Origin of the sequence: Rhodococcus sp. 06-221-2, assembly GCF_002258365.1 — a bacterium.
Classification (GTDB): Bacteria; Actinomycetota; Actinomycetes; order Mycobacteriales; family Mycobacteriaceae; genus Rhodococcoides; species Rhodococcoides fascians.
On the sequence record NZ_NOYJ01000035.1, the window covers coordinates 508,131 to 525,623 of the forward strand.

The window sequence follows — 17,493 nt, forward strand, 5'->3', positions numbered from 1 at the left end:
GACCGAACAGTCGGACAATCGATCGGTCACACCTCTCACATTCGGTGAAACTCCCTCAGGAAGAGCCCCTATGTACATTCGACCCAAGCGCATTCGAATCGACGTTCCTTCGTACTTCGATCATCCCTCCCAGTGCCACATTCTGGCCACGACTCCCACCCGAAGTCCCGCTTTGTGGACGCAATTTCTCGACGGTGCCGAAGAAAGCTACCGACGCCACGACGTGACACCAGCGCTCGAGATATCGGCAATTCGCGACGGCGGGACCACCGCATTGTTCTTCGCCGCTCTCGACCGAACCGGAACGATCCTCGGCGGCGTTCGCGTTCAAGGGCCGTATTCTTCGGCCGATCAATCACACGCACTCGTCGAATTCGCCGCGCATCCCGAGGGCCGTCATCGCGTTCGCGCGATGCTCGACAGCCGTATCGAGGACGGGGTCGTCGAGATCAAATCGGCGTGGGTTGCCCCGGGAGCACCCCGCGGTCGCGCCGTCACCACCATGATCGCGCAGTCACCGGCGTACAGCACAGCACTGCTGGGCGCTCGTTACGCGCTGGCCACTGCCGCCTCCCACGTCCGCGCCGCGTGGCTGCGCACCGGAGCAGCGATCGCAACGCACATCGAACCGGTGCCGTACCCCGACGATCGATACCGAACCGAGGTGTTCTGGTGGGACCGAACGACTCTCGCGTTCGATGCCGAACTCGAGACGTGGCGGCGCATGAAACGCAACACGGTCTCGCTGCTCGCGCAGCACGGCACGTCGAAGAACCTGCACTCGGCGGTGGCGTCGTGACGATTCCGAACACTGTCGAATACAGCTGGCAGCCTGTGATATTCGACGAGACGGTCGCCACACAGCGGGCCGCCCTGGACGAGCTACGGGGTGACACCTCGATCACCGTTCTCGACGAACGCGCCACCCAGCGAGCCGGACTGCATGCATTGTTGCCGAGCCCTGAGCAGAGCCTTCTCGACGAAAGCGACAGGTGGGTCTATTTCCCGTGGCGCAATACCGTCGTCGCCGTTCTCGGTCCGAATTCGTATCGGCACCTCCGACTGGACCGAAACAGAAACAAGATAACCCTCGAGGAACAGCAGAAATTGGGAGATCTCACGATCGGCGTCATCGGATTGAGCGTCGGACACGCCATTGCGCACACTCTCGCACTCGAGGGAATCTGCGGAACTCTTCGCCTCGCGGATTTCGACGAGATAGAACTGTCGAACCTCAACAGGATTCCGGCGTCGATCATCGATCTGGGCGTCAACAAAGCCATCGTCGCCGCCCGGCGAATCGCCGAAATAGATCCGTACCTGACGGTGGAGGTCTTTCGGAACGGGATCGACGAGACCACGATCGACGAGTTCTTCGACGGACTCGACCTGCTCGTCGAGGAATGCGACTCCCTCGACATCAAGGTCCGCGCACGAGAGGCGGCCAGGTCGCGTCGAATCCCCGTACTGATGGAGACCTCCGATCGAGGTCTGCTGGACGTCGAGCGATTCGACCTCGAACCACAGCGGCCGGTGTTTCACGGCGTACTCGGCGACATCGAGTCCGCCGGCCTGCACGGACTCGGAACCCGCGACAAGATTCCCATCGTGCTCGATCAACTCGACGCCTCCCTGCTCTCGGCTCGGATGGCGGCCTCGATGGTGGAGGTGGGCGAAACGATCGAGACGTGGCCCCAGCTGGGCGGCGACGTCCAACTGGGGGGTGCCACCATCGCCGCGGCGGTCCGACGCTTCGGGACCGGAGCGCACCTACCGTCCGGACGTATCCGCATCGATCTCGAGGTGCACCTCGACGGGCTGAACACGCCGGCCCCCACCCGCAGACAGGTCTCGGGTGATGCGGCCGGTCCGCAGAGTGTGGATTCCCACGACTCGATACTCGAAGCGGCACGACGAGCGCCTTCCGGCGGAAACAGTCAGCCGTGGACCTTCTCCTCGAACGGGCCGACCTTCCGGGTCGACGTCGATCGATCCCGAACGTCCACCCTCGATATCGCGTACCGCGGCAGCTTCGTCGCTGTGGGCGCAGCCGGATTCAACGCGCGCGTGGCCGCCGCCGCCCAGGGCACGCTCGCCGGCATCGAGATCACCGACGAGGCGGTCGAGCTGTCGTTGCGCGATGGTACCGCCGAGCCGATCACCGATCGACGCCTCCTCGACGCCGTGCTCACCCGATCCACGGACCGAGAGCTCGGGTCACCGTCGACGCTGGACGATGCGGTGGTCGCCGATCTCGTTGCGGCCGCAGCCGCCGAAGGCGGACGTGCCGTGCTGTTGACGACGCGCGAGTCCATCACCGCGGCAGCAGACATTCTCGCGGCCGCCGATCGGATTCGGTATCTCACGCCGCATCTGCACCGAGAGATGTTCTCCGAACTGCGCTGGGCAGGCGATCCGGACCCGGATCGGGGCATCGACGTCGCCAGCCTCGGCATCGACGCCGCAGACCTGTCCACGCTGGACATCATCGGGCGGCCCGACGTCATGGCCCTCGTGGCTGCCTGGAACGCAGGCGCTGCCCTGGCCACCGACATGCGCGATCGGGTATCGGCGAGCTCTGCGCTCGCAGTGATCGTGGTGCCCGGATCGACTCCGGCGCATTACATCCGGGGTGGATTTGCCACGGAGAACGTTTGGGTGACTTCACATCTGCACGCACTGGCAGTTCAACCCGTCTCGCCACCGTTCCTCTACGCACGCACGATGGACGAGCACCGAGAATTGTCTCCGACCCACGCAGAGACGTTGCAGCAGTTGAACTTCGAGCTGCGGACGTTGGCGGAACTGGACGAGGCCGAGTCGATCGCTCTGGTGTTGCGGCTCGGTACCGCGCCACGAGGCGCGATATACAGTCGCAGAGTCGCGGTTTCGGCGTCCTTACCGGGGTAGAGTCCGGCATAGACCAGGGGGAACAGTCCTGCACTGCGTCTACAGGAGCGGTTCACGAGACCGCGTCGACGAGAGGCGGGAGTAGGGCCCTGGAGAACAGTCGGACACTCGAGGTCCTCGTCACCGGCGTCGCCACCGAACTCATGGGAGTCGACGCGGCGACGGTGCGAGAAGCATACCTGTCGGTACTGCGTCAGCTCGTGGACTACCTCGGCATCGATTTCAGCTTTCTCCGGCACCACGATTTCGATGCCCGGGCAACCAGACTCACCGCGGAATGGCCACCGCGCCTGAGCGTGCCCGATCCCGACCCCCTGGCCGTCGTCTACTTCGACGAGGCCGACTCGGTCTTCGCGATGGCCGAAACACTGTCCGAACCGGCAGTGTTTCGGCCCGACCCGGAGCAGGAGGACTATCGCCGACGCGTCGAGACCGCCTCGGGATTGAGCGCCACCTCGATGGCCGTCGTGCCGCTGCTGCACTCCGAACGCACCACCGGAATTCTGGGCTTCATCAAAGTGGGAGACCGGAGTTGGTCCGAAGCAGAACTGAACGCCCTCAAAGCAATTGCTGCTCTCCTGTCGCAATTGCAGGCGCGAGTCAGTGCCGAGGAACAGATCAGGTTCTCGGCCTTGCACGACGGTCTCACCTCACTCCCGAACCGCACCGCACTCACGCAGCACCTCCATGACCGACTCGATCCGTCGATGCCCGGTCCGGTGGCGGTGTTGCACATCGACCTGGACCGCACCAAGGCGCTGAACGACTTTCTCGGACACCTCGCCGGCGACCAGTATCTCCAGGCTGTCGCCGGGCGCCTGCAGACGTTCGTCGACGAATCGGCGAGTCTCGCGGCCCGCCTGAGCGGCGACGAGTTCGTCGTGGTCCTGGCGGGCCCGTGTTCCCACCGCGTCGCCACCGACCGTGCCCGCACGATCGCCGGGTCGATACAGGCACCGGTCACTCTCGGTGTCGAGAGAATCGGTCGCAGCGCCAGCATCGGAATCGCCTTCGGCGAGCCCGGCACCCACACCGCCGACTCTCTGCTCCGGCAAGCAGGGCAAGCCGCTCTGGTGGCCAAGCGTGCTGGTGGACACCACATCTCGCTGTTCACCGACGAGATGCACGCGCAATCCGAACTCCGCAACGACGTCGAGATCCATCTGCGTGACGCCATTGCAGGCGACTCGCTGACGTTGCACTTCCAGCCCGAGGTCGACCTCGTCACCGGGCGCATCACTGCGGTGGAGGCACTGGTTCGGTGGCGTCACCCCACCCGCGGGCTGCTACCACCGTCCGCCTTCATTCCAGTGGCGGAGGAGACGAACCTCGCCGGCGAGCTCGGTCGGTGGGTTCTCGACCACGCGTGCCGGACCTTGGCGGCGTGGCAACGGGACATCCCCGGCCTCGACATCGTGATGCGCGTGAACATCTCGCCCGTACAGCTGGTCACCACCGGTTTTGCGGCCACCGTGGCGAGCGCCCTCGAGGAATTCTCGATCGCGGGCTGCAACCTGTGCCTGGAGATCACCGAAGTGGCCGTCGTACAGGATCTTTCGCGCACCCGAGTGACGCTCCGGGAACTGCGGGACCTCGGCGTGCAGGTGGCGATCGACGACTTCGGTACCGGATACAGCTCGCTGTCACACCTCAAGGAACTGCCCGTCGACGCGCTCAAGATCGACCGCGCGTTCGTCACCGACCTCGGATCAGGGGCGACCGACGACCTCGCGATCGTCCAGTCGATCATCGGGCTCGCGCACGCCTTCGGCCTGAGCATCATCGCCGAGGGCGTCGAAACCGAGAGTGCCAGGAGCACATTGGTGGCCTTGGGCTGCACCCGCGCTCAGGGCTACCTCTTCTCCGAACCGATGCCGGCCGAGGACGCCCAGGCCCTGCTGCACGGTGTACGCATCGACGTCGGGCCACCCTGCTAATCTGGACGCCGCACCACACGCCGGTGTAGTTCATTGGTAGAACGCGACCTTCCCAAGGTTGAGAGGCGGGTTCGATTCCCGTCACCGGCTCCACGTTCCCCTTGTCGGCGGTAAACCCGTCTTTCGATCGATCCCTGCGTCTGCACCCTCGCCGTCACCGGTAGCTCGGTCGGCAATCGGCATGCGACACAAAAATCGCTACAGAACTATTGTTGTGACTTTTATGCGTTCATGTCCGAATTCGTAGGGACATTTCACAACTGCAGGAATACCGTGTGATCATGCGCGGACCACGCCGAAGTCTGATTCTTCTCGTCGTCGCACTCACCGCTGCACTGTCGGCCTTGTCGACCCAAGCGGCACCACTCGCACATGCCGGCCCACTCATGCCCATCGCCGCTGCACCGCCTCAACCCGACCACGCCGATGCCATTCGGTACGCGTCGACCAACCGCGACGCCGCCCCGCCCGGGGCCAACGACATGAGCTGCGTGCCCTCTGCCGAGCACCCCAATCCTGTCGTTCTCGTCCACGGCACCGACGCCACCGCCTACTCCGATTGGGCCGGCTTCTCACCCATCCTGCGCGCCGCAGGCTTCTGTGTCTTCGCGATCAATTACGGCACTTCACCGGACGGTAAGTCCAACGGCTACGGCGTCATCGAAGACAGTGCAGCACAACTGAAATCGATGACGGCGACCATCCTCGACGCGACCGGTGCCGCGGCGGTGGACGTGGTGGGCTACTCGCAGGGTGCTGCCGTCGCCCGATACTTCGTCAACCGGCTCGGCGGGGCGGATGTCGTCGACCGATGGGTGGGAATCGCGTCACCGACCTACGGCGGCACCATGTACGGATTCGCCCCCGTCGTACAAGCCGTGCCCGGCGCGACCGGTCTGGTGGCCGACGAATTCGGACCGGGCCTCGCCCAGTTGATGGCCGGATCGGACTTTCTCGAGAACCTCAACGCCGGCGGCGACACCGTCCCCGGCGTCGACTACACCTCGATCGCCACCAAGGTCGACGAGGTCATTCAGCCGTATACCAATGCGCTGCTGCGAGATCCGGGAGCGCACAACATCGTGATCCAGGACGTGTGCCCCGACACCGAGGTCGCCCACTTCACGTTCACCTACGACCCGACCGCGCTGCGTCTGGCGCTCAACGCACTCGACCCCGCGAATGCACGTCAGCCGTCCTGCGTTCCGGTACCGCTGGGAACGGGAATCCTCGACGTCGTGCTGGCCAGCCACTGACCCGTCAGGTCAGTAGTTGATGGGCTCGAAGCCCGACATAGAGTTCGGCGGCCTGCACGGGATCACGAAAGTCGCGACCGGTGAGTTCGGCGATACGCCGCAATCGGTACAACACCGTATTGCGGTGGTAGTGCAGCTGTTCCGCGGCATCCTTGGTGGAGCCACCGCACGAGAACCACGCATCGAGAGTGGCGAGCAGACTCGTCCGCTCGGCGCGGGGCAACGCCAACAGATCGCCTAGAATCTGACGGGCCGCGATACGGCCGGATTTCGGGTCGCGCGCGAGCAGTAACGGCACCGGTACCGAGTCGTAGCGCACCGGCGTCGACGGCACAGAATCGGGAAAGCTGCACGACCGGGCCAGACGGGCTTGCCCCACGGCGTCACCGATTCCCGACGGCGACCGGAACACCGAACTGACACCGATCCGCCCCGGGCACAGTTCTCCGAAAGTGGCCAGTGCTGTATCGATGTCGGATTCCCGAGCGGCACAGAACAATCCGATGCTGCCGTCCACCTCGGCATCCCACACCGACTCGGTTCCCGCGGCCCGCAACCGAGCGACGACGCCTTCGATACCGAGTCCCGTCGACGAGGGTTCCTGGGAAACCACAGCAAAAAAGCCGCGATCCGGAATTCGGAACGCACGCAGGGCATCCGCCGCCGCGGCCGGATTCGCGGCATGATCGGCGAACAGCACCCGAATCAGCCGGCCGCGGGCTTCGGCGCTCTCGCGGGCTCGCATATCGGCGCTCTCTCGATACGCCTCGGCCGCCTCGTCGGAATACACGTCGACCAATGCCCACACCTGCGCCGCCATGTCCAGCAGCGCGTGGCTGGCCCGGCCGTGCGAACGCACCATCAACTCGTCCCAGACCAGCCGACCACCGAGCCGGAACGCGTGCAGCAATGCCGCCAGCGGTACACCTTGCTCGGCCTTGAGCCTGCCCGCCTGCTGCGCCGACTCGAGCCGAACCGGTGCACGCCCGGACAGCTTGCCCAACATCGAGGCCAGATTGCTACGAGACGCTTCGTGGAGTTGATCCGCGGTGAGCAGCGTCGCCTCCAGATAGGCGTGCTCGGCTCCCAGGATGCGCCGGACCAGTTCGCTCGCCAGCTCGTCGACGTCGTCGAGCATCGCCGCCGCCAGCTCGGTCGGTGACGGATGCAGAGCGGACTCGGTGGTGGTCATGACTGAACCATAGCCCGGCCGATGTAAGCCACACCACACCCGAACTGTGCGACGGCACAATCCGCTGCGCTCGATTGACAGCGGCGGCCCATAGCCTGCCGCCCCGAATGCGACCAGAATCACACTCGAAGCCGTGTATCCGAACGACGAGTGGAGACGAAAAGTTGACCAGCGAAGTCACCCCGCATCTGCAGCCTGTACCGACGAACGGACCGGACGCCTCCCAGGCGGTCGATACCGCTCTTGCCGACCTAGACGCAGGCGAGCAGACCTGGGGCAGGCTCGGCCTGGCCGACCGCCGGGCGCTGCTCGAGCGCATGCACGCCCTCACCACGACGCATGCGCAGGAGTGGGTCACCGCCGCCGCGTCGGTCAAGGGCCTCGACCCCTCGTCCAACCTGCTCGGTGAGGAATGGCTCTCCGGCCCGTACTCGCTTCTCGGCGGTCTCGGCACGCTCGCGCACACCCTCTCGGCGCTCGAGGCAGGCGGCAGCCCGCTGGCCGGAGCGAAGTTCGGAACAGCCCCGGGCGGACGAACGACCGTATCGGTGTTGCCGCTCAACAACTTCGAGAAGCTACTGCTCAACGGGTTCAGTGCCGAGGTGTGGCTCCGGCCGGCAATCGACCGTGCCACCGCACAGCGCACCGCAGGCCTCGCCCAACTCGACCCGACGCGCACCGCGGGCGTCGGCGTCGTCCTGGGCGCGGGCAACATCACCTCGATCGCCCCGCTCGACGCCTTGTACGAACTGATCGCCTTCAACCGCGTCGTCGCGCTCAAGCTCAACCCCATCATGGACCCACTGCTGCCGGTCTTCGAGAAGATCCTCGCCCCACTGGTGGACATCGGCGCGCTGCGTCTGCTCACCGGTGGAGCCGACGTCGGCACCTACCTGGTCAACCACGATCGCGTCGACCACGTCCATATGACGGGCAGCGCAATCACCCACGACGCCATCGTCTTCGGCCCGGGACCCGACGGTGCCGCCCGTAAGGCGGCGAACCGGCCGATCCTGACCAAGGAGATCTCCAGTGAACTCGGTGGCGTCTCACCCACCATCGTGTTGCCGGGCGAGTGGAGTCGCGCGGACATCGAGTTCCAAGCCGAACACGTAGCCACCCAGCGACTGCACAACAGCGGATACAACTGTGTCGCTTCGCAGGTCGTCGTGCTGTCCTCGGAATGGAAGCAGCGCGACGAGTTCATCGCAGCCCTGCGCGCCGCACTCGACCGGGCACCGGCCCGCGCCCCGTACTACCCGGGCAGCGACAGACGCGTGTCCGACGCCACCGCCACGTACCCGTCGGCCGAACGGCTCGGCGACGGCGGTGGCCGGGTGCTCATCACCGACCTCGATCCGGGCGAGTACGCACCGCTCCTGCAGACCGAGTACTTCGCACCCGTCATGGGCGTCATCGAGCTGCCTTACAGCGGTGCAGCATTCGCCGCCAAGGCCGTCCAGACGGCCAACGAGGAGTTCACCGGCACCCTCGGCATCAACATCATCGGCACGCCGAGCACCATCAAGGAACTCGGTGAGAAGTTCGACTCCATGCTTGCAGACCTGCGGTACGGCACCATTGCCGTCAATGCCTGGACCGCCCTCGGATTCCTCACCGCATCGGCCACCTGGGGCGCGTTCCCCGGCCACACCGTCGACGATGTGCAGAGCGGAATCGGCATCGTGCACAACGCATTACTGATCGACGGTGCCGAACGGACCGTGGTACGCGGACCCTTCCGCCCACTGTCGAGGTCGCTGATCAGCGGAGAGATGTCCATCTCCCCCAAGCCGCCGTGGTTCGTCACCAACAAAACCGCAGCATCGACCGGGAAACTGCTCACCGCATTCGCCGGAGCACCGTCCTGGACCAAACTTCCGGCAATATTCGCCTCCGCCCTGCGCGGCTGAGCAGCGTCCAACGACAGCTGCCGACGAACCCGAAGGACAATCATGAGCACACAGAACACAACCGCCGACTACATCGTCGTGGGCGCGGGCTCGGCCGGCGCAGTGGTGGCCAACCGGCTCAGCGCCGATCCCCGCAACAGCGTGATCCTGCTCGAGGCAGGCCCGGAAGACAAGAACAAGTTCGCCCACATCCCCGCCGCGTTCTCCAAACTCTTTCGTACCGAGGTCGATTGGGACTACCTCACCGAACCCCAGCCGGGGCTACGCGACCGCAGCATCTACTGGCCGCGCGGCAAGATGCTCGGCGGCTCGTCGTCGATGAACGCCATGATGTGGGTACGCGGATTCGCCGCCGACTACGACGAGTGGGCGGCCAATTCCGACGACTCGTGGTCGTTCCGCAACCTCGTCGGATACTTCCGCAAGATCGAGAACATCGAGGGCACAACAGAACTGGACGCCGGAACCGGCGGGCCGCTGATCGTCTCCCACCAGCGCAGCTCACGCCCGCTCACCTCGTCCTTCCTCTCCGCCGTCGAGGAAGCCGGCTACTCGGTGGAAACCCCCAACCTGCCCGAACCCACGGGCTTCAGCCGCACCATGGTCAACCAGAAACGCGGCGCCCGCTGGAGCACCGCCGACGCCTACCTTCGCCCGGCCAAGAAGCGCACCAACCTCACCGTCCTCACCGAGGCACAGGCCACCCGGGTTCTCTTCGAGGGCAGCGCCGCCGTCGGCGTCGAATACACCTCCGACGGCGTCACCCATACGGTGCGCGCACACAAGGAAGTCGTTCTGTCCGGCGGAGCCATCAACACACCGCAGCTGCTGATGCTCTCCGGCATCGGAGACAAGGAGCAGCTCGCAGCCCACGGCATCACCGTCCGGCACCACTCGCCGGACGTCGGGCAGAACCTCCTCGACCACCTGGCCGCCCTCATCGGATGGAAGACCGAGAAGGACTCCCTCTTCCATGCCGAGAAGATTCCCGAACTCATCAACTATCTCGCGCGCCGACGCGGCATGCTCACCTCCAACGTCGCGGAGGCATACGGCTTCATCCGGAGCCGTGAGGATCTGCCGCTGCCGGACCTCGAACTCATCTTCGGACCGGCCCCGTTCTTCGACGAAGGCCTGATCGCCGCCGACGCACACGCCGCGGTCATCGGCACAGTCCTGCTGCAACCCAAGAGCCGAGGCGAGATCACGCTCCGGTCCGCCGACCCTCTGGCCAAGCCCATCGTCGAGCCGCGTTACCTCAGCGACCCCGACGGAATGGACCGCAAGGCCATGATCGAGGGACTGCGCGTATGCGTCGCGCTGTCGGAGACCCCGTCCCTGAAGGGCCAGCTCGGGGACGTCGTACGCCCCAGGGTGGCGTCGAACATCTCCCCGGCGGATCTGCTCACCGAGGCCCTGGAGCAGAACGCGCACACTCTGTACCACCCGGTGGGCACCGCGCGGATGGGCAACGATGCCGGCAGCGTCGTCGACGCTGCGCTGCGGGTTCGGGGCGTCGACCGACTCCGGGTCGCCGACGCATCGATCATGCCCAGCATCATCCGCGGCCACACTCATGCACCGTCGGTGATCATCGGCGAACGAGCCGCGGATCTGATCCTGGGCTGAGCCGAACGTGAACATGTCTGGTTTGACCGTTCACACCGTGGGGTAACAGGTCGGCACCGCTTCAATGCAGGCATCGCGATGAAGACCCATCCGATCGGCAAGCAGCGCCGAATAACCCACAACGCTCGAGAGACGAGCACGGAAGGTTGACCGACATGTTCACTGTTCGTAAAGCTTTGGCCGCCACCGCAATCGGTGCACTCACCATCGTCCCGCTCGCCGCGTGCTCCAGCGACGACGCATCCAGCACCACCGACGCAGCCACCTCCTCGGAGTCGTCGGCCATGGAGACCACCGAGAGCACTCCCGAGCCCGCAGCCGAGGTCGCCGACCTCAGCAACGGCGTCGACACCGCAGTTGCTCTCGACCCCGGCTTCCTGGGCGCACTGACCACCCTCGGCCTCACGCCGGGCGTAGTCGGAACCGCAACTCTCGCAGACGGTTCCATTCGCTTCCCGATCACCGGTGGCGACGTGAAGTACTGGGAGCCCGGCACGGTCGACCCCTACGTGCAGGGCGAGATCAACCACGACGGCAGCGGATTGTCGCTGACCGCAGGCGAGACCGTGGTCGAGCTGACCAACTTCGACATCGATCCGGGCACGTCGCTGCTCACCGGTGACGTCACGGTCAACGGCGAAGAGGCTGCTGCCGACGCCGTGCTGTTCGACCTCGACGGCCGCACCCTGCAGCCGTTGGCAACCGGCCCCGAGAACACCGCCATCCTGCAGGGCACGCAGGTGAAGATCTCGGAGACCGCAGCCGGACTGCTCAACGACACGTTCAAGACCGACGCTGTCACCCCGGGACTGCTCGTCGGCGTTGCGACCATCACGGTCAAGACTGCCGCATAATCAGCTCCTGAACCCGTGCGCGGGCAGTCACCGACGACGTCGGTGCTGCTCGCGCTCTGGTGCTTTCACAGACGTTTCGTAAAACGCGACAGGGGACCGGGAATGAGAGCCTTCCGACGGATCTACGGTGGCCACCCTCTGCATGCCGTCGGCCTGCTGCTCTCTTTCGCTCTGGTCGGCTACGTCGTCCACATCGCCGGACCGAAAACGTTGTGGAACAGCGACATCTGGTGGCATTCCATTGCCGTCTGGTTCTTCGGATCGGTACTGCTGCACGACGCGGTTCTGTTCCCGCTGTACTCGGCGGCCGATCGCCTTCTCACCGGGCTCGGACGACTGCAGCTGACCGTCTCGCCCATCAACTACATTCGCGTCCCGGCCCTCGGCACAGCGCTGACGTTCTTGATGTTCTTCCCCGGAATACTGTCCCAGGGCGCGGAGACCTATCGTGCGGCAACAGGTTTGACCCAAGACCCCTTCTTGGAACGATGGCTGGTTCTGACAACGGTGTTGTTCGCCGCCAGCGCCGTCGTCTACTTCATTCGCTTCACCGTGGTACGGAGCCGAACATGAGCGTCACCGCAGACACCCTTTTCCACCGCGCCGCCGCTGGATTGCCTTGCTGGATCGGCGATTCCGACGGCTCGAGAGAACGTCTGCCCACGGCCCGCTGGATGGGCGGAAGCGCATCCTCGGAAGAGGATCGCCGAGCCGACCACGCCATGATCAGCCGATGTACCGGGTCCACCATCGATCTCGGATGCGGACCCGGCCGGCTGACCGAAGCTCTTGCCCGACGTGGACTCTCGGCGCTCGGCGTCGACACGTCGAAGGCTGCCGTCGACCTGACCATCGGCCGCGGCGGAAACGCCGTTCTCCGTGACCTCTTCGAGCCTCTGCCCGGCACCGGCACGTGGTCGTGTGTGCTGCTCGCCGACGGCAACATCGGCATCGGCGGGGATCCGGTGCGCCTGCTACGCCGAGCCGCCGATCTGCTGGCACCACACGGAGCCATCATCGCCGAGGTGGACGAACCGAGTGACTCCGGGATTCGGCACCGCACCGTCCGCTGGGAAACCGACACCATGGTCGGCGACTGGTTCGCCTGGTCGAGTGTCAGCGCCGACGCCACCGCCGACCTCGCCCGCGCCGCCGGCTTGCAGATGGTGGACGTGGCTCCGATCGACGGCCGCTGGTTCGCGCAGATGACTCCGGCTCCGCTCACCAATTCGTGAACAGCAGATGATTGACGGCCAAGGCCCCGATCACCTGCAGCGCCAACCAGAATCGATGTGTTCGACGCGGCAGCACCGCCGGGGCGATCAACATCCACATCGCGAACGGCAGCCAGATTCGCTCCGTCTCCGCTTTGCTCAGCTGACTCAGATCGGCCATCACCACCGCCGCGAGGCCGCCGAGCACCAACAGGTTGATCGGCTGCACCCGCGCGGCGATGCGTGGGAACGCCGCGGGCACAGCGATGCCGAGCGCGCAGAACAGTGCAGCGAAGTTCGCCCAGCCCCAGTACTCGAACGGACGATCCTTGGCGATGCCCTGGTAGTACCGCTCCTGCACCAGCTCGTACCCGTCGTACCACCAGAATCCGTACGCCGTGAAGATCCCCGCAACGAGCAGGGCACCGATCACCGCGCCGAGGAACGGCAGAACCTTTCGGCCCGCTATCAGCACCGCGACCGCCGGCAGACCCATCAACACCAGGCCGTAGTTCAAATAGATTCCGAACCCGAGAAGCACTCCCGCACCGATGGACGCGGGCCACAGCCAGCGCTTCGTCGAGACCGCCAGCAGCGCGATACCCCACGCCGCGACCCCGGCATAGAACGCGTCGGCGGAGACGGCGATCCAGATCGCTGCCGGTGCGATCGCCACGAACGGTGCTGCGCGCCTGGCCATGTCCTCGTCGCCCAGAACACCCAGCGTGAGAACCACAGCAACTGCGGCACTGGTTCCCACCAACACGCACAGCGTTGCCGCCCAAGCCCCACCGCTCAAACCGAGACGGTCGAGCCAGACGAACGTCAGCAGCGCACCGGGCGGATGGCCCGAGACGTGAGTGGTCCACGAATCCGCCTGGTAATCCAGAATGCGCTCGGAGAATCCGCGCAGTGTCGCGGGGATGTCGGTGATGCCGGGCACCTCGTGCAGGTACTCGTCCGTCGAGGCCAACCGGTCGACGAACCCACGCTTCCAACCGTCGACCATCGCCAGCGCCATCGTCCACGCCGCCGACGCACCCCAGACGACGAACAACAGCCGCGTCCAGGACAGGCGTCGAGCCACGGTCGGTCCCCACAGCACGGTCGCCACCGCGATGAGGACGGCGAACGGCGTTCCCCATCCGACATGAACCTCACGAAAACCGAACAGCGGTGCGGCGTCGGCGAAATCGCGCACCTGCTGCGGTGTTCTGTTGATGATCGGGGTGACGATCTCGTTGCCCAGATACGGAACGACGAACGCGACGGCAACGAGCACGACGGCCAGCGCACCGGCGACGGCTTCTCTCCAGTAACGGATAGTGTTTTCTCCCTGCGGACTTGAAGACGAACACGGTTTCGGACCAGCATATCGACCGACGGTGATGGAGGATGGGTAGATGAACACGCAAGCGGGGTTACAGGCCGAGATCGCGGTGATCGGCGGCAGTGGCTTCTACTCGTTCTTCGCCGACGACGCCGAAGAGATCGAGCTGGACACGCCCTACGGATCACCGAGCGCACCGATCACCGTCGGCGAGGTGGAAGGACGACGAGTTGCCTTTCTTCCTCGACACGGCCGCGCTCACGAATACTCGCCGCACACCCTGCCGTATCGGGCCAACATGTGGGCGCTGCGCATGCTCGGTGTCAGCCGCGTGTTCGCCCCGTGTGCCGTGGGATCGTTGGTGGCCGAATACGGTCCGGGAACCGTCGTGATTCCGGATCAACTCGTCGATCGGACGTCCGGCCGCACCCAGACCTACTTCGACAACGGCGGCATCCACGTCGAATTCGCCGATCCCTACTGCGCGGAGTTGCGCAGCGCGGCCGTCCAGGGGTCCGCGGTCGACGGCGGTGTCATGGTGGTCGTCGAAGGCCCCCGGTTCTCCACTCGCGCCGAAAGCCAATGGTTCGCGCGCCAAGGTTGGACACTGGTGAACATGACCGGTCACCCCGAAGCCGTCTTGGCCCGCGAGCTCGAACTCTGTTACGCGCCGATAGCGTTGGTGACCGACCTCGACGCCGGGATCGAATCCGGTCAGGGAGTCAAGGCAGTGGACGTGTTCGCCGAATTCCAGAAGAACATCGAACCGCTCAAGGCGCTCGTCCGATCCGCAGTGCGCGACGCACCGACGGGCGAGTGCCCCCACTGCCGGGTGCACGCCGGAGTCACACTGCCGGTCGAGCTGCCATGACTCGCGTACTGCTCACCGGCGCAGCCGGATTCATCGGGGGCCACATTCTCGACGCAGCGCGCGACACCGATCTCGAGATGGTCGCCGTCGACGCCATGTTGGGTTCGGCCCACGGACCCGGCGCGACAGCCGAGGGCATCACCGATCTGGATGTGCGAGACAAGGATTCACTCGTCGAAGCGCTACGCGGTGTGAATGTCGTGTGCCATCAGGCTGCTGTCGTCGGCGCAGGCGTCGACGCCGCGGACGCGCCGGCATACGCCAGTCACAACGACTTCGGAACTGCAGTCCTGCTCGCGGCAATGTACGAGGCAGGGTGTTCCCGCCTGGTGCTGGCATCGTCGATGGTGGTCTACGGCGAAGGGCGCTACCTCAATTCCTCCGGCGAGACCGTCGTGCCGCGACCGCGTACCCGAGCCGATCTGGACGCCGGGCTGTTCGACAACCGCGACCCTGCGTCCGGCGAGCCACTCGATTGGCTACTGGTCGAGGAGGATTCACCGCTGCAACCGCGCAGCACCTACGCAGCGAGCAAACTGGCGCAGGAGAACTACGCCTCCGCGTGGGCACTGTCGACCGGTGGTTCCGTCGTCGCGCTGCGCTACCACAACGTGTACGGCCCGCACATGCCGCGCAACACCCCGTATTCCGGTGTGGCGGCAATGTTCCGGTCCTCGCTCGAACTCGGGAAGCCGCCCACGGTCTACGAGGACGGCAAGCAGGCCCGCGATTTCGTCCACGTACACGACGTGGCAGCAGCGAACATCGCGTCCATCTCCGCCGAACTGGACGGCTTCACCGCGCTCAACGTGTGCTCGGGTCATCCGATCACCATCGGGGAGGTGGCGTCCGTTCTCGCCGACGCGAGGGGTGGACCGGCCCCCGAGGTCACCGGCCAGTACCGAGCCGGGGACGTACGGCACATCGTGGCCAGTCCACAGCGGGCAGAACAGGTTCTGGGATTTCGCGCGCAGATCCTGCCGCAGGACGGTCTCACCGCGTTCGCCGATGCTCCGTTGCGCGACGCCGAGGGAACGGGCCCACCCCGTGTCTGAGCCCGGATCGGTCACCGTCGTCATTCCCTGCATGAACGAAGCCGAATCGCTTCCGGCCGTGCTGGATTCGATCCCGCCGGGATATCGAACGATCGTCGTGGACAACAATTCGACCGACGCCACCGCCGCGGTGGCAGCCGCCCACGGCGCGGCAGTGGTAGCGGAAACCGTGCCTGGATACGGAGCCGCCGTGCACGCGGGCGTCCTCGCCGCCGACACCGATATCGTCTGCGTGCTCGACGGAGACGGCTCGATGGACCCACGCGACCTACCCACCCTGGTGGCTGCACTGGACAGCGCAGACCTGGCCGTCGGCCGTCGCCGGCCCGCCAAGGGAAGCTCCCCGCTGCACGCAAAAATAGGCAATGCCGTTCTGTCTCTTCGACTTCGGACCAAGTACAAGTTGCCCGTACACGACCTCGGTGCCATCCGAGCGGTCCGCCGACAAGCGCTACTCGACCTCGATGTCACCGACCGACGCTCCGGCTACCCGCTGCAGCTACTCGTGCTCGCGGCCGAGGCCGGCTGGACCGTCGTCGAACACGACGTGGACTACCGACCACGAACCGCAGGCACGTCCAAGGTCTCGGGCTCGGTCCGCGGCACCATCGTGGCCGTGCGCGACTTCTGGAAGGTGCTCTCGTGACCGTCACCGCCCTCGTCGTGGCCAAAGCACCCGTTCCAGGACTTGCCAAGACTCGTCTCGCCGCCACGATCGGCAACGCGGCCGCCGCCGAGGTGGCAGCTGCCGCGCTGCTGGACACCCTCGACGCCGTCGCGGCAGCGGACGTCGACCACCGCGTCGTGGCCCTCACCGGCCATCTTCACGACGCGGCCCGCGCCGAGGAACTCACCCGAGCCCTCGCGTCGTTCACCGTGATCCCGCAACGCGGCGACGGACTGGGCGAACGGCTGGCGAATGCGCACGCCGACGCCGCGCCTGCGGGTGCGGTACTTCAGATCGGAATGGACACCCCGCAGGTCACCGGGCGACTGCTCAGCGACGCAGCCGCGCTGCTGGCCGACACCGATCTACTCGGTGCCGCCGAGGACGGCGGTTGGTGGATCCTGGGTCTACGGAATCCTGCTCAGGCCCGGGCATTGCTGGACGTACCGATGTCGGCACCGTCGACGGGCGACGACACTCGGGTGGCACTGACCGCTGCGGGAGCCGAGGTCACCATGGTGTCGCAATTGCGAGATGTGGATTTCGAGTCCGATCTCGATGTGGTGTCGAATATGTGCACACCGAACAGTCGCTTTCGCCGAGTCGTCGAACAATTACGCAAAACTCATTGATTTTTGTTTTCGAGAAGGACACGAAAAACAATC

General features: G+C 65.5%; 15 protein-coding genes and 1 tRNA gene. 14 read left to right on the forward strand and 2 right to left on the reverse strand.

Going from position 1 to position 17,493, the window contains the following annotated elements; all coding sequences use genetic code 11:
• Window positions 1-70 precede the first annotated feature (70 nt).
• The 5 genes from CH281_RS27055 to CH281_RS24170 all read left to right on the forward strand — a co-directional run bounded on the left by CH281_RS27055 (window position 71) and on the right by CH281_RS24170 (window position 6,103).
• Window positions 71-799, forward strand: a complete 729-nt coding sequence (locus CH281_RS27055) for a hypothetical protein (protein ID WP_051364987.1) — start codon at window positions 71-73, stop codon at window positions 797-799.
• The gene (locus CH281_RS24155; protein WP_162247557.1) at window positions 796-2,910 is read left to right on the forward strand and encodes an Rv1355c family protein; all 2,115 of its coding nucleotides are present in this window, start codon (window positions 796-798) and stop codon (window positions 2,908-2,910) included. The genes CH281_RS27055 and CH281_RS24155 overlap by 4 nt, the downstream gene beginning before the upstream one ends.
• Before the next feature lie 143 nt (window positions 2,911-3,053).
• Window positions 3,054-4,847 (forward strand): putative bifunctional diguanylate cyclase/phosphodiesterase, encoded by a 1,794-nt coding sequence (locus CH281_RS24160; protein WP_094695714.1) that lies wholly within the window; start codon window positions 3,054-3,056, stop codon window positions 4,845-4,847.
• Window positions 4,848-4,866: 19 nt separating this feature from the next.
• Window positions 4,867-4,940: transfer RNA gene (locus CH281_RS24165), tRNA-Gly, on the forward strand.
• A gap of 188 nt (window positions 4,941-5,128) precedes the next feature.
• On the forward strand, window positions 5,129-6,103 hold the full coding sequence (locus CH281_RS24170; protein ID WP_094695804.1) for an esterase/lipase family protein: 975 nt from the start codon (window positions 5,129-5,131) through the stop codon (window positions 6,101-6,103).
• 4 nt (window positions 6,104-6,107) lie between these two features.
• On the opposite strand, the gene CH281_RS24175 is transcribed toward CH281_RS24170, so the two are convergent.
• A complete protein-coding gene (locus CH281_RS24175) occupies window positions 6,108-7,295 on the reverse strand; it encodes a PucR family transcriptional regulator (RefSeq protein ID WP_032367074.1) in 1,188 nt (395 codons plus the stop codon).
• Window positions 7,296-7,483: 188 nt separating this feature from the next.
• Between CH281_RS24175 and CH281_RS24180 the strand changes: the two genes are divergently transcribed.
• The 5 genes from CH281_RS24180 (at window position 7,484) to CH281_RS24200 (ending at window position 12,926) form a co-directional block, all read left to right on the forward strand.
• Complete coding sequence (locus CH281_RS24180; protein ID WP_256984029.1) at window positions 7,484-9,208, forward strand: aldehyde dehydrogenase family protein; 1,725 nt, start codon at window positions 7,484-7,486, stop codon at window positions 9,206-9,208.
• Window positions 9,209-9,250: 42 nt separating this feature from the next.
• Window positions 9,251-10,837 carry a GMC family oxidoreductase gene (locus CH281_RS24185; protein ID WP_032374826.1) on the forward strand — a complete coding sequence of 529 codons (1,587 nt, stop codon included), beginning with the start codon at window positions 9,251-9,253 and terminating at the stop codon, window positions 10,835-10,837.
• Between the two features lie 155 nt (window positions 10,838-10,992).
• A complete protein-coding gene (locus CH281_RS24190; RefSeq protein ID WP_032367076.1) occupies window positions 10,993-11,691 on the forward strand; it encodes a hypothetical protein in 699 nt (232 codons plus the stop codon).
• Between the two features lie 102 nt (window positions 11,692-11,793).
• The gene (locus CH281_RS24195) at window positions 11,794-12,264 is read left to right on the forward strand and encodes a hypothetical protein (protein ID WP_027495403.1); all 471 of its coding nucleotides are present in this window, start codon (window positions 11,794-11,796) and stop codon (window positions 12,262-12,264) included.
• On the forward strand, window positions 12,261-12,926 hold the full coding sequence (locus CH281_RS24200; RefSeq protein WP_032367078.1) for a methyltransferase domain-containing protein: 666 nt from the start codon (window positions 12,261-12,263) through the stop codon (window positions 12,924-12,926). The genes CH281_RS24195 and CH281_RS24200 overlap by 4 nt, the downstream gene beginning before the upstream one ends.
• Here the strand turns inward: CH281_RS24200 and CH281_RS24205 are convergent.
• A complete protein-coding gene (locus tag CH281_RS24205) occupies window positions 12,913-14,196 on the reverse strand; it encodes a hypothetical protein (RefSeq protein ID WP_205912728.1) in 1,284 nt (427 codons plus the stop codon). The two genes, CH281_RS24200 and CH281_RS24205, sit on opposite strands and share 14 nt — an antisense overlap.
• 112 nt (window positions 14,197-14,308) lie before the next feature.
• Between CH281_RS24205 and CH281_RS24210 the strand changes: the two genes are divergently transcribed.
• The 4 genes from CH281_RS24210 to CH281_RS24225 are packed head-to-tail and all read left to right on the forward strand — an operon-like array spanning window position 14,309 to window position 17,460.
• Window positions 14,309-15,106 carry an S-methyl-5'-thioadenosine phosphorylase gene (locus CH281_RS24210; protein WP_032369478.1) on the forward strand — a complete coding sequence of 266 codons (798 nt, stop codon included), beginning with the start codon at window positions 14,309-14,311 and terminating at the stop codon, window positions 15,104-15,106.
• Complete coding sequence (locus tag CH281_RS24215; protein ID WP_094695716.1) at window positions 15,103-16,161, forward strand: NAD-dependent epimerase/dehydratase family protein; 1,059 nt, start codon at window positions 15,103-15,105, stop codon at window positions 16,159-16,161. The genes CH281_RS24210 and CH281_RS24215 overlap by 4 nt, the downstream gene beginning before the upstream one ends.
• Window positions 16,115-16,807, forward strand: coding sequence for a glycosyltransferase family 2 protein (locus tag CH281_RS24220; protein WP_032383143.1), 693 nt, complete (start codon window positions 16,115-16,117; stop codon window positions 16,805-16,807). Before CH281_RS24215 ends, CH281_RS24220 begins: the two co-directional genes overlap by 47 nt.
• Complete coding sequence (locus CH281_RS24225; protein ID WP_032383144.1) at window positions 16,804-17,460, forward strand: TIGR04282 family arsenosugar biosynthesis glycosyltransferase; 657 nt, start codon at window positions 16,804-16,806, stop codon at window positions 17,458-17,460. The genes CH281_RS24220 and CH281_RS24225 overlap by 4 nt, the downstream gene beginning before the upstream one ends.
• Window positions 17,461-17,493 lie beyond the last annotated feature (33 nt).